This is a genomic window from Actinomycetospora aeridis, from assembly GCF_037400275.1.
Taxonomy (GTDB): Bacteria; Actinomycetota; Actinomycetes; order Mycobacteriales; family Pseudonocardiaceae; genus Actinomycetospora; species Actinomycetospora aeridis.
In genome coordinates, this window is record NZ_JBBEGL010000007.1 from 92,195 (window position 1) to 110,103 (window position 17,909).

The 17,909-nt window shown below is 75.1% G+C and carries 19 protein-coding genes; 11 read left to right on the forward strand and 8 right to left on the reverse strand.

The genetic code is table 11. The features are described from left to right. The first annotated feature begins 6 nt into the window (after window positions 1–6). Window positions 7–735, forward strand: a complete 729-nt coding sequence (locus WCD41_RS23985) for a PIG-L deacetylase family protein (RefSeq protein ID WP_337717215.1) — start codon at window positions 7–9, stop codon at window positions 733–735. Between the two features lie 3 nt (window positions 736–738). On the opposite strand, the gene WCD41_RS23990 is transcribed toward WCD41_RS23985, so the two are convergent. Then, window positions 739–1,626 (reverse strand): LysR family transcriptional regulator, encoded by an 888-nt coding sequence (locus WCD41_RS23990; protein WP_337717217.1) that lies wholly within the window; start codon window positions 1,624–1,626, stop codon window positions 739–741. Window positions 1,627–1,721: 95 nt separating this feature from the next. Between WCD41_RS23990 and WCD41_RS23995 the strand changes: the two genes are divergently transcribed. From WCD41_RS23995 to WCD41_RS24025, 7 genes are all read left to right on the forward strand, one after another. Continuing rightward, window positions 1,722–3,119 (forward strand): MFS transporter, encoded by a 1,398-nt coding sequence (locus WCD41_RS23995; RefSeq protein WP_337717219.1) that lies wholly within the window; start codon window positions 1,722–1,724, stop codon window positions 3,117–3,119. Beyond that, complete coding sequence (locus WCD41_RS24000) at window positions 3,116–4,339, forward strand: NAD(P)/FAD-dependent oxidoreductase (RefSeq protein WP_337717221.1); 1,224 nt, start codon at window positions 3,116–3,118, stop codon at window positions 4,337–4,339. Before WCD41_RS23995 ends, WCD41_RS24000 begins: the two co-directional genes overlap by 4 nt. Continuing rightward, window positions 4,336–4,794 carry a cupin domain-containing protein gene (locus WCD41_RS24005; RefSeq protein WP_337717223.1) on the forward strand — a complete coding sequence of 153 codons (459 nt, stop codon included), beginning with the start codon at window positions 4,336–4,338 and terminating at the stop codon, window positions 4,792–4,794. Before WCD41_RS24000 ends, WCD41_RS24005 begins: the two co-directional genes overlap by 4 nt. Beyond that, complete coding sequence (gene sigJ / locus WCD41_RS24010; protein ID WP_337717225.1) at window positions 4,791–5,702, forward strand: RNA polymerase sigma factor SigJ; 912 nt, start codon at window positions 4,791–4,793, stop codon at window positions 5,700–5,702. The genes WCD41_RS24005 and sigJ overlap by 4 nt, the downstream gene beginning before the upstream one ends. A 6-nt stretch (window positions 5,703–5,708) precedes the next feature. Next, a complete protein-coding gene (locus WCD41_RS24015; protein ID WP_337717227.1) occupies window positions 5,709–6,554 on the forward strand; it encodes an alpha/beta fold hydrolase in 846 nt (281 codons plus the stop codon). Between the two features lie 116 nt (window positions 6,555–6,670). Next, entirely contained in the window at window positions 6,671–7,327 is a 657-nt protein-coding gene (locus WCD41_RS24020; protein ID WP_337717229.1) for a GIN domain-containing protein, read from the forward strand. A gap of 199 nt (window positions 7,328–7,526) precedes the next feature. After that, entirely contained in the window at window positions 7,527–8,498 is a 972-nt protein-coding gene (locus tag WCD41_RS24025) for an alpha/beta hydrolase (RefSeq protein ID WP_337717231.1), read from the forward strand. A 179-nt stretch (window positions 8,499–8,677) separates the two neighbouring features. Here WCD41_RS24025 and WCD41_RS24030 read toward each other — a convergent pair whose 3' ends face one another. Continuing rightward, window positions 8,678–9,553 carry an N-acetylmuramoyl-L-alanine amidase gene (locus WCD41_RS24030; RefSeq protein WP_337717233.1) on the reverse strand — a complete coding sequence of 292 codons (876 nt, stop codon included), beginning with the start codon at window positions 9,551–9,553 and terminating at the stop codon, window positions 8,678–8,680. A gap of 1 nt (window position 9,554) precedes the next feature. Beyond that, window positions 9,555–11,114, reverse strand: coding sequence for a serine/threonine-protein kinase (locus tag WCD41_RS24035; RefSeq protein ID WP_373695184.1), 1,560 nt, complete (start codon window positions 11,112–11,114; stop codon window positions 9,555–9,557). Between the two features lie 71 nt (window positions 11,115–11,185). Between WCD41_RS24035 and WCD41_RS24040 the strand changes: the two genes are divergently transcribed. Further along, window positions 11,186–11,692: a HEAT repeat domain-containing protein gene (locus WCD41_RS24040; RefSeq protein ID WP_337717238.1), complete on the forward strand. Its 507-nt coding sequence runs from the start codon at window positions 11,186–11,188 to the stop codon at window positions 11,690–11,692. A gap of 9 nt (window positions 11,693–11,701) precedes the next feature. On the opposite strand, the gene WCD41_RS24045 is transcribed toward WCD41_RS24040, so the two are convergent. Continuing rightward, a complete protein-coding gene (locus tag WCD41_RS24045; RefSeq protein WP_337717240.1) occupies window positions 11,702–12,097 on the reverse strand; it encodes a RidA family protein in 396 nt (131 codons plus the stop codon). Window positions 12,098–12,195: 98 nt separating this feature from the next. Here WCD41_RS24045 and WCD41_RS24050 point away from each other — a divergent pair, with 98 nt between their 5' ends. Then, window positions 12,196–13,164 (forward strand): helix-turn-helix transcriptional regulator, encoded by a 969-nt coding sequence (locus WCD41_RS24050; protein ID WP_337717242.1) that lies wholly within the window; start codon window positions 12,196–12,198, stop codon window positions 13,162–13,164. Between the two features lie 7 nt (window positions 13,165–13,171). Here WCD41_RS24050 and WCD41_RS24055 read toward each other — a convergent pair whose 3' ends face one another. The 4 genes from WCD41_RS24055 to WCD41_RS24070 all read right to left on the reverse strand — a co-directional run bounded on the left by WCD41_RS24055 (window position 13,172) and on the right by WCD41_RS24070 (window position 16,304). After that, the gene (locus WCD41_RS24055) at window positions 13,172–14,080 is read right to left on the reverse strand and encodes a catalase family peroxidase (RefSeq protein WP_337717244.1); all 909 of its coding nucleotides are present in this window, start codon (window positions 14,078–14,080) and stop codon (window positions 13,172–13,174) included. A 106-nt stretch (window positions 14,081–14,186) separates the two neighbouring features. Beyond that, window positions 14,187–15,302 (reverse strand): MBL fold metallo-hydrolase, encoded by a 1,116-nt coding sequence (locus tag WCD41_RS24060; protein WP_337717246.1) that lies wholly within the window; start codon window positions 15,300–15,302, stop codon window positions 14,187–14,189. Between the two features lie 40 nt (window positions 15,303–15,342). Further along, the gene (locus WCD41_RS24065) at window positions 15,343–15,657 is read right to left on the reverse strand and encodes a hypothetical protein (RefSeq protein ID WP_337717248.1); all 315 of its coding nucleotides are present in this window, start codon (window positions 15,655–15,657) and stop codon (window positions 15,343–15,345) included. A 47-nt stretch (window positions 15,658–15,704) separates the two neighbouring features. Further along, complete coding sequence (locus WCD41_RS24070) at window positions 15,705–16,304, reverse strand: TetR/AcrR family transcriptional regulator (protein WP_337717251.1); 600 nt, start codon at window positions 16,302–16,304, stop codon at window positions 15,705–15,707. A gap of 92 nt (window positions 16,305–16,396) precedes the next feature. Here WCD41_RS24070 and WCD41_RS24075 point away from each other — a divergent pair, with 92 nt between their 5' ends. Continuing rightward, on the forward strand, window positions 16,397–17,908 hold the full coding sequence (locus WCD41_RS24075) for a CocE/NonD family hydrolase (RefSeq protein ID WP_337717253.1): 1,512 nt from the start codon (window positions 16,397–16,399) through the stop codon (window positions 17,906–17,908). Window position 17,909: the final 1 nt, after the last annotated feature.

The window sequence follows — 17,909 nt, forward strand, 5'->3', positions numbered from 1 at the left end:
CCGGCCGTGCCCGACTCCGAGGTCAGCCGCGCGCTCGTCGTCGTCGCGCACCCCGACGACGTCGACTTCGGCGCGGCCGGCACGGTCGCGTCCTGGACGGCCGCCGGCGTCGCGGTGTCGTACTGCCTCGTGACCTCCGGGGACGCCGGCGGATTCGACGACACCCCGCGCGCGGAGATGGCGGGCCTGCGCGAGCGCGAGCAGCGCGACGCCGCCGCCGCGCTCGGCGTCACCGACCTGACCTTCCTGCGCTACCCGGACGGCGAGGTGGCCCCGACGCTCGCGCTGCGCCGCGACATCAGCCGCGTCGTGCGCCGGGTGCGCCCCCAGCGGGTGCTCACCCAGTCGCCGGAGATCTTCTGGGAGCGCATCGGCGTCTCCCACCCCGACCACCGCGCGACCGGCGAGGCGGCCCTCGCCGCGGTCTACCCCGACGCGCGGAACCCGTTCGCGCACCCGACGCTCCTCGCCGACGAGGGCCTCGAGGCGTGGACGGTGCCCGAGACCTGGCTGGCGGGCTGCCCGCCGGAGCGGGTGAACCGCGTCGTCGACGTCGGGCCCACCCTGTCGGCGAAGTTCGCGGCCCTGCGGGCCCACCGGTCCCAGACCGCCCACCGCGACGACCTCGAGACCCTCATCAGCGGCCTGCTCGCCCGCAACCGCGAGCGCTACGCGGCGCTCGCCACCGACGGGATGCAGTACGTCGAGGCGTTCCAGGTGGTCGACACGTCCTGACGGTCAGGGCGTCGTCACCCATCCCCGGCCCGCGGCGAGCTCGCGGACCGTCGCCCGGAGGTCCTCGAGCCGGCCGGCCCCGGGGCGGGAGAGCATCGACCACGCGAAGACCGGTGGCGGGGCGAGCGGGCGGAAGACGACGTGGTCGGGGGCGCGGCGCCAGGCGCAGGTCGGGACGACGCAGTCGCCGCCCGCGACGACGTCGGCGGCCGCGGACGAACCGTGCGTGATCCCGCGCCACCGCCGCGGCGTCACCCCCGACTGGCGGCAGAAGGTCGCCACGAAGCGGACCCACTCCCCCGCGGCCTCCTCCGAGGGCAGCAGGAGCGCCTCCTCCGCGAGCTCCGCGACCGGCACCTCGGCGAGCGCGGCGAGCCGGTGGTCCGCGGCCATCCCCAGCACGATCGGCTCGTGCCGCACGACCTCCTCCAGCAGGTCCTCCACGGGCCCGGAAACCAGGCCGAACAGCAGGTCGAGGCGACCCTCGCGGAGCTCGCGCAGACCCGCGCCCATCCCGACCTCGACCTCGTGCACGAGGACCTCGGGGTGGGTCCGGCGCAGGGCCTCGACGATCCGGGAGCCGGTGTCGAGGCCGGTGGACGACACGTCGACGCGGATCTCGACCGGTCCGGCCACGGGGTCGCGCGCGGCGGCCGCGGCCTCGGCGACGCCGGCGAGCGCTCGGCGGGCGGGTTCGAGCATCGCCGCCCCGGACGCCGTCAGGAGCACGACCCGCGTCGTCCGGTCGAACAACCGCACCCCGAGCTCGCGCTCGAGCTGGGCCACCAGCCGCGAGAGGCTCTGCTGGGCCAGGTGCAGCCGGGTCGCCGCGGCGGTGAAGTTCCGGGTCTCCGCCACCGCCACGAAGGCCTCGAGGTGCCGGAGCTCCATCCGCGGGAGCGTAGGCCGTACTCACTCGCCCCGCGTGTGGATCTCGTGGTGATCGGTGTTTCCGCACCCGCCCGGGCCGTTCCTACGGTCGGTGCGTGCCGACGCGGAACACCGTCCTGCTCGCCGTCGTGTGCGCCTCGATCTTCTTCGACGCGCTCGACCTCTCGATCACCCAGGTCGCGCTCCCGAGCATCCAGCGCGACCTCGGCGTCGAGGTCGCCGTCCTGCCGTGGGTCGCGGCCGCGTACGTCGTCACCTACGGCGGGGTGCTGCTGCTCGGTGGCCGCCTCACCGACGTCCTCGGGCCGCGCCGCGTCCTGCTGGTCGGGCTCGCGGTGTTCGGCCTCGCGTCGCTCGGGGCCGGGCTGGTGCCGGGCGTCGGATGGCTCGTGGCGGCGCGGGCGGTCCAGGGGGTCGGCGCCGCGCTGACGGTGCCCGCCGCCGTGGCCGTGCTCGCGGCGTCGTTCCCCGGGGGTCGGGCCCGGACGCGGGCGTTCGCGGCCTTCGCCGTCGCGGCGTCGAGCGGCTTCAGCGGCGGGCTCGTCCTCGGCGGGCTGCTGACCGACGGGCTCTCGTGGCGGTGGATCTTCTTCGCGAAGGTGCCGGTGGTCGCCCTCGTCCTGCTCGCCGGCGCGGTCGTCGTGCCCCGGCGGGCGGCGGTGGCCCGTCGCACGCTCGACCTGCCCGCGGCGGTGGCCGTCACCGCGGCGAGCGTGCTGGTGGTCCTCGGCGTCACCCTGGCCGGGACGCCCGCCGCGACCGTCCTCACCGTCGGCGTGCCCCTCGCCGCCGCCGCGGTGCTGGCCGGGGTGGTCGTCGTCATCGAGCGGCGCGGCCACGACCCGCTGCTGCCGGGGCGGCTGCTGCGCCGGCGCGAGGCGATGGTCAGCGACGCGGCCGCGCTGACGGTGCTCGCGGCACCGTTCGGCGTGTCCTACCTCGTCACCGTCTTCGCCCAGGACGTCCTCGGCCGATCCCCCTGGACGACCGCGCTGCTCCTCCTGCCCGGCGCCGTCCTCTCGGCCGTGGTCGGGCAGCTGGTCGCCGCGCGCCTGCTCGACCGTTTCGGTCTGCGGGTCGTCTACCCCGCCGCGCTGCTGGTCGTCGCCGCCGGCAACGCGCTCCTGCTGGCGCTCACGCCCGGCTCGGCGACGTGGGTGATCGTGGTGGCCACGGCCGTGTCGTTCGGTCTCGGGATGGGCGTCGCCTACCCCGCCGCGACGCTCGGGGGTGTCGTGGGCACCGACGAGGGCGACCACGGCACGGCCGCCGGGCTCAACAACACGGCGCTCCAGCTCGGCGGCGGGCTCGGGCTCGCCCTGGTCGCCGCGCTCGTCGCCGGCGCCCTCGGCGGCACCGGGGTCGGCGACGCGCCCGTCGAGGAGGCCACCGCGGCGGTCCGCGTCGGCGTCCTCGCCGCGGTGGCGCTCCCCCTGGCCGGGGCCGTGGTCGCCGCCGTCGGCCTCCGGCGTCGGGCGGGGGTTCGGGTGTGACGCACGACATCGCCCAGGCCGTCACGCTGGGCCCCTCGGGCGGCGTCGTGATGGCACCACCCCCGAGCGAGGAGGAAGGAGCGCCCGTGCCCCACCGCACCGTCGTCCTGGGCGCCGGCTACGCGGGACTCGCGGCGGCGCTGGGCCTCGCCCGACGCCTCGACCCGACCCGCCACCCGGTCACCGTCGTCACCCCCGACGACCACTTCGTCGAACGGATCCGCCTCCACCAGCGGGCCACCGGCCAACGGCTGCGCCCGCGGCCGCTGCGGCCGGTGCTCGCGGGCCACGGCGTCGAGCTGGTCGTGGCCCACGCGACCACGGTCGACACCGACGCCCGGCTCCTCGCCCTCGACCGCCCGCCGCACGTCCTGGGCTACGACGACCTCGTCCTCGCCGTCGGCAGCGAGGCCGACCTCCGCGACGTGCCGGGTGCGGCCCGGCACGCGCAGGCGGTGGCCGGCCCCGCGGGCGCCGACGCCGTGGCCCGGCGGCTCGCGGCCGGGACGGTGCGGCGGGCCGTCGTCGTGGGCGGCGGGCTCACCGGCACCGAGACCGCCGCCGAGATCGCCGAGCGCTTCCCGGCCGTCGGGGTGTCGCTCGTGACCGCGGGGACCCTGACGCCCGGGATCGGCGACCGCGGCCGCGAGCACCTGCGCCGCGCCCTGCGCGCCCGCGGCGTCGCCCTCCACGAGGGGCGCCGCGTCACGGCCGTGGGGGCGACCTCGGTGTCCCTCGACGGGGACGAGCTCCCGGCCGACCTCGTCGTCTGGGCCGGCGGCTTCCGCGCCCCCGACCTGCTCGCCCGCACCGGCCTGCCCGTCGATCCCCGCGGTCGGCTCGTCGTCGACGACCACCTGCACCCGGCCGGCCGCCCCGAGCTGACGGTGGCCGGCGACGCCGCCGCGGTACCGGTCGCCGGCGGGCCGGCCTCGCGGATGTCGTGCCAGACCGGGCTGCCCATGGGCCGCTACGCCGGGGCCGCCCTCGCGCGGCGTGCGCGCGGACGGGCTCCGCGGCCGATCCGGGTGCGCTACGTCTGGCAGAACGTCGGCCTCGGGCGCGGCGACGGTCTCACCCAGTTCACCGCCCCCGACGACAGCCCGCTCGACCGGGTGCTCACGGGGCGGCTCTCGGCGGCGCTCAAGGAGTACGTCGCCCGGGGCGCCGCCTGGGCCGCCGCCCACCCGGGGCCGCACCGGAAGGAGGCGGCGGCATGACGACGCTGTCGTTCGCCGACGGTCAGGTGGTCGTCGTGGAGACCTCGGAGCCGGACTTCGTCTTCTCCGCCGTGCTCCCGCCCCGGCACGCCGGGCCCCCGGCCCACCGACACCGGCACGAACGGGAGATCTTCACCGTGGAGGCGGGGCAGCTGGTGGTCCGGGTCGGCCGGGAACGGCGCCTGCTGCGTCCCGGCGAGTCCGTCGCCGTGCCGCCCGGCACCACCCACGCGTTCGCGAACCCGTTCGACGAGCCGGTCCGGCTGCGCACCGTGGAGAGCCCGGCGGGCCCGCTCCAGGCGCAGCTGCGTGCGCTGGCTTCGTCCCCGGGCCGGCCCCCGCTCCGGGAGCTCGCGCGCATCAACGCCGAGCACGACTGGTCGTTCACCGTCCGCGGGCTGCCCGACCGGCCGCAGCGGTTCCTGTGGTGGCTCCTCGCCCGGGCCGCCCGGTGACCACCGTTCCGGACGACGACCCGGCCGCGGTCTTCGCCGACCACCGCCCGGTGCTCTACGGCCTGGCCTACCGCCTGCTCGGGTCGGCGAGCGACGCGGAGGAGGTCCTGCAGGAGGCCTTCGTGCGCTGGTACGACGCCGACCGGGCGAGCATCACGACGCCGGCGGCGTGGCTGACCACGATCGTCACCCGCCTCGGCCTGGATCAGCTGCGCACCGTCCGCCGGCGCCGCGAGGTCTACCCCGGGACCTGGCTGCCCGAGCCGGTGCTCACCGGCGACCTCGGCCCGCTCGAGACCGCCGAGCAGCGGGACTCGGTGTCGCTCGGGGTCCTCACCCTGCTCGAGGGCCTGAGCCCACCGGAGCGCGCGGTGTTCGTCCTGCACGAGGCGTTCGCGTTCCGCCACCGCGACGTCGCCGACGTCCTGGACGTCGACGAGCCCACCTGCCGGCAGTGGCTGCACCGCGCCCGCCGCCACCTCGACGGCGGCCGGCCGCGCTTCGGCGTCGACCCCGCCCAGCACCGCCGTCTCGTCGACCGCTTCATGGCGGCCACGCTCGACGGCGACGTCGACGGCCTCGCCCGGCTGCTCGCCGACGACGTCGTCTCCTGGGCCGACGGGGGCGGCGACGGCGCCGCGCGCCGACCCGTCCGGGGCCGTGAGCGCGTGCTGCGCTACCTCGGGGGGCTCGGGTCGCACCCCGGGGCCGCCGGGGTCGTCCTCACCGCCGCGGAGGTCAACGCCGAACCCGCGGCCCTGGTCTGGCAGGGCTCCCGCCTGCTCGCCGTCGTCGCCCTCGAGAGCGACGGCCACCACATCACGACCGTCCGGTTCCTCGCCGCCCCCGCCAAGGTCGCGAGGCTTGCGCGCCGGCTCGACTCCGTCCCCTCCGTCCCCGAGGTGTGAGCTCCGATGCCGACCGTCTCCCTCTCTGCGGGCCCCATCGACTACGACGACACCGGTGGCGACGGGCCGGTCCTCGTGCTGCTGCACGGGGTGCTCATGGACGCCTCGGTGTGGCGGCCGGTCGTCGACCGGCTCGCCCGGGGGCACCGCTGCCTGACCCCGACCCTTCCGCTGGGCTCGCACCGGCACCCGATGCGCCCCGACGCCGACCTGTCCCTGCCCGGGCTGGCGCGGCTGATCGGAGAGTTCCTCGACGCGCTCGACCTGCACGACGTCGTCCTGGTCGGGAACGACTGGGGTGGCGCCCAGCTCCTCACCGTGCACGGCGACGACTCCCGCGTCGCGGCACTCGTCCTGGTCGCCTGCGAGGCCTTCGACAACTACCCGCCCGGCCTGCCCGGGCGCAGCCTCGCGCTGGCCGCACGCTCGCGCGCGGGCCTCTGGCTGGGCCTGCGGCTCCTCGGGACGCGGCTCGGGCGCCGGATGCCGGGCGGGTGGGGCTGGATGAGCAAACGTCCGGTGCCCGACGACGTCGTCGACGGCTGGTTCGCGCCCGCCACCCGCGATCCCGCCGTCCGTCGCGACCTCCGCAAGTACGCCGCCCGCTCCCCGGACACCGCCACGCTGCTGTCCTGGAGTGCGCGCCAGGCGGCGTTCGACCGGCCCGTCCTCGTCGTGTGGGCGAGCGAGGACAAGCTCATGCCCCGCGACCACGGACGCCGTCTGGCGCACCTCTATCCGGCGGGACGGCTGGTCGAGATCGTCGACAGCTACACGCTCGTGCCCCGCGACCGGCCGGCCGCGCTCGCCGCCATCGTGGAGGACTTCGTCGGGACGGCGACGCGCCCGTGACCGCGGCACCCGGGGCGCCGCACGAACCTGTCGCATCCGCGTCCCACGCCTTGGCGTGGGTGCCAGGGAGCGCTACACGTCCCTCAGCCGCTCCATCGTCTCTCCGGGGGGACCCCATGCGCCCGTCGTTCGCCGCTCTCGCGGCCGTCGCCCTGTTCGCGCTGGTCACGGCGGGCTGCTCGGGAGGAGGAGGCACGGCGGGATCGGGGAACGTCCAGACGCAGGACCGGCCCGTCGCCCCCTTCGACACCATCGACTTCTCCGCCGCCGGCACGGTGACGATCGAGCAGACCGGCACCGATTCGCTGCAGGTGCAGGCCGACGACAACGTCCTGCCGATGCTGACCAGCCAGGTCGACGGAACCACGCTCAGGCTCGGCGCGCAGCCGGGTGTCGACCCGGGGCGCGCGACGGTCAACTACCGGATCACCGTCCGGCAGCTCCGCGGCGTGGTGCTCTCCGGAGCCGGCAGCGTGACGGCGAACGGGGTCGACGGCGCGGACCTCTCGCTCGCCAACAGCGGCGCGGGCAGCATCACCGTCTCGGGCCGCACGGAGCAGCTCAACGTCGACCTGGTCGGTGTCGGTGCGGTCGACACCCGCGGACTCGTCGCGCAGGGCGCCGACGTGTCCGTCGGTGGTGCCGGCACGGCGACGGTCAACGCCGCGCGCACCCTCGACGCCCGGATCACCGGCGTCGGCAACATCGTCTACCTCGGGAACCCGGCCGTCACCCAGAACGTCTCCGGGTTCGGCACGGTCCAGCGAGGTTGACCCCGCTCCGTGTCGGATTTCCGCCCATCGGCTGGGCCGTTGGAGTGGTGACACATTGACGACCCGATCACGCCGAGCCGAACATCACCTCGACCGGCGGGCGCGTCACCAGGGGGTTCGTCATGACCGTCACCGACATCGTCACCAACACCGGAGCCGTTGACGTCCGGCCCGCGCCGCGTCCCGTGGTGTCGGCGACGTGAGGGCGCCCCGGCGATGGGCCGCGGTCGTCGGGGCCGTCGTGGTCGCGGTGGCCGTGCTCTCCGGCTGCAGCGGGCCGGCCTCGGCGGCGCCGGCCCCGCCGAGCGGCGGATCGGGCGACTTCGCCCGGGGCGTCGACATCGGCGGCCGCAGCGTCTACCTCGAGTGCCACGGGGCGAACGCACCCGGACGCCACACCGTCGTCCTGATCCCCGGCTACCACGACTCCGCCGACTCGTGGGGCATCGACGAGATCATCCAGCCGCCGGCGGTCGGGCCCGCCGTCCCCGTGGCCCTCGCCCGCGACCACCGGGTCTGCACCTACGACCGGCCCGGCACCCTCCGGGTCACGCTCGAGGGCGCCCCGCTCACCGAGCGCAGCACCCCAGTACCGCAACCGCGCACCGCGGCCGACGTCGTCGCGGAGCTGCACGCCGTCCTCGGGGCGGCGGGGGTGCCCGGGCCGTACGTCCTGACCGGGCACTCGATGGGCGGGCTGTTCGCCCGCCTCTACGCCCAGACCCACCCCGACCAGGTGGCGGGCGTGGTGTTCGTGGACGCCTTCTCCCCGACCGTGCCCGACGTCTTCGGGCCGGCGAAGTGGGCGATCTACCGCGACTCCTACCTCAACGCCGTCCCTCCGGGCACCCCGCTCGCCGACCCCGCGTCGGAGCGCATCGACGTGGATGCCAGCGCCGCCCAGGTCCGCACCGGTCCGCCGTTCCCACCCGTGCCGATCGCCGTGCTCACCAAGACCGAGCCGTTCCAGACCACGCTCCCCCCGCCGCCCGGGCTGACCGTGGAGGAGCTCAACGGGCTCTACGAGGACGCGCAGTCCGACTACGTCGCCCTGCGTCCCGGCACCCCGCAGACCATCGCCAACGGCGACGCCCACTACATCCAGTGGCAGAGCCCGGACCTCGTGGTGGGGGCCACGAACCTCGTCGACGGACGCGCGGCGCGTCCTTGACCTCGGGTGGCGTCGAGGTGGTGACGTCGTCGCGCTGACGGCACCGAGGGTGCCGGTCCCGGGGCGCGGTGCGAGCAATGCGGCTTTCCTGGCATCCCACGCCCGGATCGCCACATCCTCGCCGGCGCGACACGCGGTGACGCCCCGCGCGACGTGCGGGCACGGTCTGCTCCACGAGCTCACCGACGTCGCCGCAGCGCGATCATCCCGAGCGCCACCGCCGCGGCTCCGAGCGCGGCGCCCGCCACAGTGGTGGCCGTGGGCACGGCGTCCTCGGCGGGCCCCGGGAGGGCGGGCGAGGACGTCGGCAGAGGCGCGGCGGGAGCGGCGGGGGCGACGGGAGCCGCAGCCCGTCGGGCGTTGACGGCGGCGGGGAGGACCTCGTCGAGGAGCTCGTAGGCCCGGTCCCCGGGGCACTCGGTGGCGGAGACGTCGCGGTGACCGGCGATCGTGCGGATGTCCACGGTCTCGCCCGCGGGCCGGCGGTTCGATCCCCGCGACACGAACGTCGCGGTGGCGCCGGGGGTGGTGTCGATGGCGTGGCGATCGGCGAGGGCGGCGAGGAGCGCGGTCATCGACTCCACGGCCGCCGGGGCGGGGGCCTCCCGCTGGTGATCGCCCAGGAAGCAACAGAGCTGGGCGTATCCCTGGTTGCCGCCGGTCGCGTCGGCGCGGACGGGCCCCAGGAGGCTACCGGCGCGGCCTTCCCAGACGTCGCCGAACCGGTCGACGAAGAAGTTGTACGCGACGTCGTGCCAGCCCTTGTCGGGACTGGTGTGGAACCGCCGGACCCCGTCCAGGAGTCCGGGCACCTCCTCGCGCGCGTAGCCGTTCGCCGTGGCGGTGTGGTGCACGAGCAGGAAGCGCACCTCGGGTTCGGGGAGGAGGGGGCCGCGCGGCGCCGCGCGCGCCCAGGTCGCGCGCGGACGGACACCGAGGCCCTGGAGCGGCGGTGCCGTGCGGGCTGTCGCCGGGGACGCTCCGACGCCGACGGCCGTGGCGGTGGCCGCTGCGAACGAAGCGATCAGGAGCTGCCGTCGGTCGATGGTGGGCACCTCAGCCGCAGTCGATGGTGGTCCCCGGCGGGGTCACGTCGTCGAGGCGACGGAGATAGCTGTCGCCGCCCGCCGTCGCCTGTGCCGAGCACGCCTGGGAGACCGTGGCGAACGGCCCGAGGTACACGGCGTAGATCGCGTTGCCGGCGCCGTCACGTGGCGCGAACGACGAGCACGACGTCCCGGTCAAGGTGTAGTTCGCCCCGGGGAACTGGGCCAACGCCCCGGAGACGTCGGCGACGTACCGGGACGGGTCGACCGCCGACTTCACGACGACGACCAGGGTCCCGGAGCACGCCGGCGAGGCCATGGGCTGGCCCAGACCGAGGTCGCCCGACGGCCTCGTCGTCGTCGAGGCACCCGGGACGTCGGCGGTGGTCGGAGCCGCGGCACCCGCGCCTCCGCTCTGGTCGGCGCCCGCCGAGCCGGACGATGCCCCGGCGATCACCACCGCGGCGACGAGGATGGACGCCGCCACGAGGACGCCCGCGGCGACGATCCAGCCGGCGCCGCCGGCGCGCGCGGGCGGCCGGGGGTCCTCGCGCGACGTGGGCCGTGGCTGTGGTGGCGGTGGTGGTGGCTGCCGGGGCACCGGACCGCGGCGGGGATCGGGGCCGACCCAGGTCTCGGCCCGCGCGGCCCGTCGACGCACCGAGGATCCGTCGGTCGACGCGGCTCGCGCTGCTTCGATCAACGCCGTGGCCGACGGTGGGCGGTCGGCGGGGTTCTTGGCCATCCCCGCGGCGATGACGTCGTCGAGCGCGTGGGGCAGGTCGGTCCGGAACTGGCTCACGAGGGGCGGCGGTGCCGCGAAATGGGCGTGCATGAGAGCCGGCAGGCTCTCGGCGGTGAACGGCGCCCGCCCGGTGAGCGTCTCGAACAGCACACAGGTCAGCGCGTAGACGTCCACCGGAGGACCTGAGGGCCGGGGCTCGAAGCGTTCCGGCGCCATGTAGGCGAAGGTGCCGATCGCGGCGCCGGTCGCGGTGAGTGCGGTGCCCGCCGCCCCGGTCCCGACCGCCTGGGCGATGCCGAAGTCGACGAGGTAGACGAAGTCATCGGGGGTCACCAGGAGGTTGGACGGCTTCACGTCACGGTGGACCAGGCGCCGGGCGTGCGCGGCGTCGAGCGCGGACGCCGCCTGATCGAGCAGGGCCAGGGCACGGTCCGTCGGGAGGCCCCCTCGGTCCCGCAGCATGCGTCCCAGATCGACGCCCTCGACCAGGCGCATCTCCAGGTAGAGACGACCGTCGATCTCGCCGTAGGAATGGATCGGAATGACGTGCGGGTCGTTGAGGCTGGCCGCCAGGTACGACTCGCGGCGGAACCGTTCCGTGAACTCGCGGTCGGCCGCCCCGCCGGCCGCGAGCACCTTGACGGCGACGTCGCGACGCTGCTCCCGGTGGCGGGCGCGATGGACCTCGCCCATCCCGCCGCGGCCCACCACTTCGATCAGGTCGTAAGGCCCGAACCGTTCCACGTCGCCCCCCGGAGCCGAGCGAGCACATATCGTGACCTGGCCGGTCGACGAAAATCGCTCACCAGGGCATCGACCAGTCACGAGGGCGCGTTACTCGTCATCCGACGCCAGAGAATTGCGGGGATCGAGCGGCGGACCCTACTGTTCTCGCCGTGGGGTGGCTGCGGCGCATGTTCGGGGAACCCGAGGTGATCGGGCGCATCACCGTCGACGACCAGACGGAATTCGGACGCGACCCCGCGCAGATGATGGACGGGCGGGGCAGTGCCGGTTCAGGGTTGTCGGAGGGGATCCAGCTCCGGCTCGCCGGCGAGATCGGCCGCGGCGACCCCGCTGTCCGCGACGCCGCGGCGCGGGCGCTCGCGGGCTCGGTGACCTCGTCGGGCGTCCAGCTCCGGCTCGCCGGTCACATCGGCCGTGCCGAACCCGACGTCCGCGACGCCGCGGCCCGCGCCCTCCACGGCTCACCCCTCGACGCGGGGATCCAGCTCCGGCTCGCCGGCTTGATCGGTCGGGGCGAACCCGGTGTCCGGAACGCCGCCGCCGAGGCCCTTGCCGGTTCGCCCCTCGACGAGGGCATCCAACTGCGGCTCACCGGCATGATCACCCGAGGCGAACCCGCCGTGCGCGAGGCCGCCGCCCGTGCGCTCGGGCGGTGAGACCCGTGATCACGCCACGGCGGTGCCCTCGAGCTCGACCATCAGGCTCGGGATCGCCAGTCTCGCCACCCCGAGCACCGTGCTAGGCGGCGCTGCCCCGGCCGCGCCCAGTCGCGACGCGAGGACGCCGTAGTGCGCGAGCAGCAGATCGACGTCGGTGGTGTAGACGTCGAGCCGCACGAGATCCGCGAGCGACATCGACGCCTCGCCCAGCACGGATTCCAGATTGTCGAGGCTCCGGCCGAGCTGTGCCGCCATGTCGCCGTCGTGCTGCGGTTTCCCGTCGTCACTCGTCGCCGTCTGGCCCGCGCAGTACAGGACACGAGAAGGACCGGAAACGATTTCTCCCTGATTGAATCCGAAATCCAGCGACCACGTCACCGGGTTGACGGCGATCCGCTCCATTGAACCTCGACTCCATTCCGCCGTTCGACGATCGGTACGGGACGAGCCTGGCGAACAATCACGACATCCCCGGTCATGTATCTGCTAGCTTTTTCCCGGTGCGCGCCGACCGGCTGGTCTCGCTGGTCCTGCTGCTGCGTCGCCGCGGCCGGTCGACCGCGCCCGCCCTCGCCCGCGAGCTGGGCGTCTCCGTGCGCACCGTGCTGCGTGACATCGAGGCGCTCTCCGCCGCCGGGGTCCCGGTCTACGCCGAGCGGGGCCGGCACGGCGGCTTCGCGCTCCTGCCCGGCTTCCGCACCGAGCTCACCGGGCTGAACCACGACGAGGCCCTGGCACTGCTCGCTTCCGGGTCGGGACGCGGCGAGCAGGTGTTCGGTCTCGGTTCGGCTCTCGCCTCCGCCCTGCGCAAGGTGGTCGACGCGCTGCCCGAGGAGCACCAGCAGAGGGCGGACGGGGCCGCGCAGCGCTTCCTCGTCGACCCGGAGACCGACCTGCTCTCCCGCCGCCTGATCGCCGACGAGGTGGCCGACGCGACGATGCTCGCCGTGCGGCGGGCGGTGCTCGCCGGGCACCGTCTGCGGATCCGCTACGCGGCCGCGGGCGACGCGCCGGCCTGGCGCACGGTGGACCCGATCGGCCTGGTCACCGTGCGCGACCGCGCCTACCTGCTCGCCACCAAGGGCGGGGCCGACCGCACCTACCGGCTCTCGCGGGTGCTGGACGCCGAGGAGCTCACCGAGCCGGCCGAGCGGCCCGAGCAGGTCGATCTCGCGCAGGAGTGGCGGGACCGCGGTGCACGGTTCCGCCGCGGCGGCGACCAGGTCGTGGTGGTCGTGCGGATCGACCCGGATCGACGGGAGGAGCTGGCCGGGACGGTGCTCGCCGTCCGGGCCGAGGACGTCGAGCCCGACGGCCGGGTGCGCCTCACGGTGGTCTTCCAGGACGCGCGCCACGCCGAATGGGCGTTGTGGCAGATCGCGAGCGGCGCCGAGGCCCTGGACCCGCCCTGGCTGCGCACCTCCCTGCGCGACCGGGCGGCCGCGATCGCGGCCCGCTACGCGGGCTGAGGACGGGCTACGTGCGCCGTCGGATCGACTCCGCGTAGAGCAGCGGGCGCAGGTGCAGGATCGGGTCGTCGGAGGGCTCGATCCCGTCGGTCACGCGCATCGGGTCGTTGACGAGGACGTCGCCGTCACGCTCGCGTTCGGTGTCGGGTCCGGTGACCTCGACGACCCCGAGGTCGACCCACTCCCGCTCCGCGGGCCAGGCCCTGCTCGAGTCGGTGGTCTGGTCGCCGTCCTCGGCGAGCTGGGCGAGCACGCGGTGGCGCACCGGCACCTGCTCGAGGACCCCGGTCATGAGGTAGTCGTTGTCGGCGTCGGCCTGCTGCTCGGCGGGCAGGGAGGCGACGCCCGCCTCCGGCTCGAGGCGGAAGCGGACGAACCGGCCCTCGCCGTCGGCGTTGACCAGCCGGTACGCGACCAGCGAGTTGAACGCCATCGTGCCCCACGCCAGCGGCGGGTCGCCGAGGGCGGCGATCTGCTCCAGCGCGTCGGCGATCTCCGGGTTCTCCCCGAGGAACTGCTCCGTCGCGACGGGCCCGGTGCCCTGGGCGCGCATCAGGCCGAGGAAGCCCTGCGGCGTGCCGGCGGGAAAGACCGGCCACGACTGGCACACCAGGTCGGTCTCCGACCCGTCGGGAAGGAGGAACTTCACGGCCATGCCGCGCGGGTCGTTCTGCGCCGCGTCGGGGCAGTGGGGGTCGCCGGCGCCGTTGGAGAAGCGGACGATCACGGGTACGGGCTCGCCCTGCATGTGCGCCGCGCGCGTCAGCTCCCGCGCCCGCGGGGTCGCGGTGAACGTCCCGCGCAGGACGATGCCCTTCGCGTGCGTCACGCGGTGACCGGGCACCGAGCCCATGACCACGGCAACCGCGTCGATGAGCTCCCGCGCGAGCTCGGTGTCGTCCTGCACGCCGGTCATGGCTGCCCCCGCACGCCGGTGACGTCGTGGTGGTGACGTCGCGTGCACACCGACGGTAGTAGGTCGTGCACAACCAGACCAGGAGAGTCCGTGCCCGGACGGACGCTCAGGCGTCGGGCGTCGCGAGGTCCCGCCACCACGGCACGGGCCGCCCGACCGCGGCCACCTCGAGCCGCTCCCCCGGCCGCGGGAGGGCGAGCGTGACGCCGTGCTCCGCGGCGGCCCGCACGGCGCGCTCGGCGGGTTCGTCCCAGCCGTGGAAGCCCAGCACGAACGTCGCCCAGTGGATCGGCAGCATGCCGCGCCCGCCGAGGTCGCGGTGCGCCGCGACCGCCTGCTCGGGCGTCGTGTGGATGTCGGGCCACAGGTCGGCGTACGCCCCGATGGGCATGAGTGTCAGGTCGAACGGCCCGTGCGCGGCGCCGGTGCGCGCGTGCACCGTGCTCGGCCCGGTGTCCCCGGCGACGTAGACCGCGTGCGTCGAACCGGCGACTTTCCACGCCGCCCACTGCGTGGTGTTGCGGCGGAAGGAGCGGCCGGAGAAGTGCCGGGCCTCGAGGCACGTCAGCGTCAGCCCCGCGACGTCGAGGACGTCGTCCCAGTCGCCCTCGAGGACGCGGTGCGACGCAACGCCCCAGGACCGCAGGTGCGCGCCGACCCCGATCGGCACGACGAACACCGCGTCGGTGCCCCGGGCCAGCGCGGTGACCGTCGGGCGGTCGAGGTGGTCGTAGTGGTCGTGACTGAGGAGCACGACGTCGACCTCGCCGAGCGCCGCCAGCGGGACCGGCGGGGCGTGCAGGCGCCGGGGCCCGAAGCCCGGCACCGGCGAGGTGCGCTCCGACCAGACGGGGTCGACAAGCACGCGCCGGCCGTCCACCTCGAGCAGCACGCTCGCGTGCCCGCACCACGTCGCGGCGAGCTCGCCCCGTTCGCGCCATGGCCCGTCCGTCGCGAGCGGGATCGGACCGGGCGGCAGGCCTCGCGCGGTGCGCCCGAGCAGCATCGTCGCGAGCTGCCGCACCGTGAGGTCCGGCCGGGGCAGGCCCGTCTCCCGGTTGGCGAAGGTCCCGTCGGTCGCGTGCGGCGACCGGGCCGCGGCACGCCGCAGCTCCGCGGACGACGCCCCCATGGTGTGGCGGATGTGCGTCGCGAACGCGGCACCGCCGAGCACCGCGACGGAGGCGAGGGAGGAGAGCAGGGCGCGGGACCCACGGACCATGATCCCCACGATACGGAGACGATCTCCGCACGCCGCGTCCTCAGCGGGTCGGGTGGAAGAGCTCACCCAACGTCGTGTGGCCGTCGTGCCCGCCGGAGAGCGGCTGGCCGATCACGGCCTCGATCCCGGTGACGAGCAACAGGCCCAGCACGAAGACGATCAGTGCGGCGCCCACGCTGCTCGCGACCGTCGTGATCCGGCTGCGGGGCCGCCCGTGCGCCGGTCCGTTGCCGTCGCCGACACCGGCGAGGTGGATCCCCGGCGGCGTCGTCATGCGCCCGTGGTGGTCACGCGTCGCGGGACGCACGCGGTAGGGCGTCCTCTCGCGCGATCCGGTCTGGTTGGCCCAGTCCATGAGGCGTCTGTACCCCGGCTGCCCTGCGATGAGACACGGAGCACGCGTCAGGTGGGAGTGCCGGAGGACCCGACGACGCCGGCCAGCAGCGCGTCGACGATCCGGGCCGGCATCTCCGGCTCGATCGGCTCGCGCGTCATGACGACGCGGAAGTGCACGGGGCTCACGAGCATCTCGATCACCAGCCGGGGGTCGACGGTGTCCGGGAGCTCGCCACGCTCGATCGCCCGCGTGACCATCTGCCGCGACCGCTCGTAGCGCGAGACCCAGTAGCGCTCGCGGGCCCGCCGCGCGTCGGGGTCGTCGCCGGCGGCGGCGAGCGCGTGCTCGAGCGCGTGGCCGAGGGGCGTGGCGAGGAACGCCGCGAGGTCCCGCGCGTAGGCGATCAGGTCGTCGCGCACCCGGCCCGTGTCGGGGACCAGCAGCTGCTCGGAGACCTCGATCAGCGCGTCGAGCAGCAGGTTCTCCCGGCTCCCCCAGCGGCGGTAGATCGACGTCTCGTGCACCTCCGCGCGCTCGGCCACCTCGGCGACCCGCAGCCCTTCGAGGCCACGGGTGCTCAGCAGCGCGAACGTCGCGTCGAGGACCGCCGCACGGACCCGGGCGGACCGCCCTCCGGGACGTCGCTTCACCTCCGCGTCGACCATGCCCACACTCTAAAGCAAGTGCACTTGCTTTACGTGGTGGCACGGGAGCACACTCCTCCTGACGCAAGTCAACTGGCCTTAAGGAGCTCCCGATGCAGATCGATCGCGACGTCGCGGTCCCCACCCGCGACGGGTCACCCGTCGTCGTCGACGTCTTCCGTCCCGACGGCGAGGGGCCGTTCCCGGTCATCGCGTCGATCAGCCCCTACGGCAAGGACGTCCACTGGCCTGACCGCTACCCCCAGTACGACGCCGTGCCCCACAACGAGCACATGGTCTGGGAGACGCCGGACCCGGAGTGGTGGACGGCGCGGGGCTACGCCCTGCTGCGTGCCGACACCCGCGGCACCGGCAAGTCGCCGGGGCGCATGGACCTCTACGGCCCGAAGGACGCCGAGGACTTCTACGACGTCGTCGAGTGGGCCGGCGAGCAGCCCTGGAGCAGCGGCAGGGTCGCCTCCAGCGGCATCTCCTGGCTGGCGATGATGGGCTGGCGCGTCGCGGCGCTGCGGCCGCCGCACCTGGCCGCGGTGATCGCCTGGGAGGGCGCCACCGACTTCTACCGCGACGTGGCCTACCAGGGCGGCCTCTTCGGCAACGGGTTCGTGGACTTCTGGTGGGCCCGCCAGATCGAGCCCCAGCGCAACGAGACCGACGGCGACGACTGGCGCGCGACGCTGCCGCAGCACCCCCTGCTCGACGACTTCCACCGCGAGCGCACGACCGACCTCGAGCGCATCACGGTGCCGCTGCTCTCCGCGGGCAACTGGGGTGCGCTGCACCTCCACCTGCGCGGCAACATCGAGGGGTGGCGGCGGGCCGCGTCGCCCGAGAAGTGGCTGGTGGTGCACACCGGCAGCCACATCGACCCGTTCTACGCCGACTGGGCCGTCGACCTGCAGCTGCGCTTCCTCGACCGCTTTCTCAAGGACATGCCCGAGCGGATGGACGGCGTCCCGCCGGTGCAGCTCGCCGTGCGCCACGGACGCGAGGTCGCGTGGCGCGCCGCGACCGACCTCCCGCTGCCGCAGACGCAGTGGCGCGAGCTCTACCTGGGCGAGAAGGACCTCGGCTGGACGACACCGGCGCCGGCCACCGTCGGCTACCCCGCCTCCTTCGACACCGAGCCGGCGAGCGAGACCCTCGAGCTCACCGGCCCGGTCGCGCTGCGCCTGTGGCTCTCGACCGACCAGGACGACCTCGACGTGTTCGCCCGCCTCCAGCACCTCGACGCCGACGGGACCCCGATCCCGGGGATCGGGCCGCTCGGCGGGCCGGTGCCGATGGCGATGGGCTGGCTGCGTGCCTCGCACCGCGCGACCGACCCCGCACGCTCCGAGCCGCACCGGCCGTGGCACCCCCACGACCGCGAGACACCGATGCCACCGGGCGAGCCCACCCTGCTCGAGGTCGAGATCTGGCCGACGAGCATCACCCTCGCGCCCGGCGAGCGGCTACGCCTGGAGCTCCTGGCCGACGACAGCGACCTGGGGATGATGGCCCACGACGCGCCCGCACTCCGCCGACCGGCCTCCGGGGCGGCGGTCCACCTCGGCGGCGAGTACGCCTCACATCTGCTCGTCCCCGTGATCCCCGCCCCGTGAG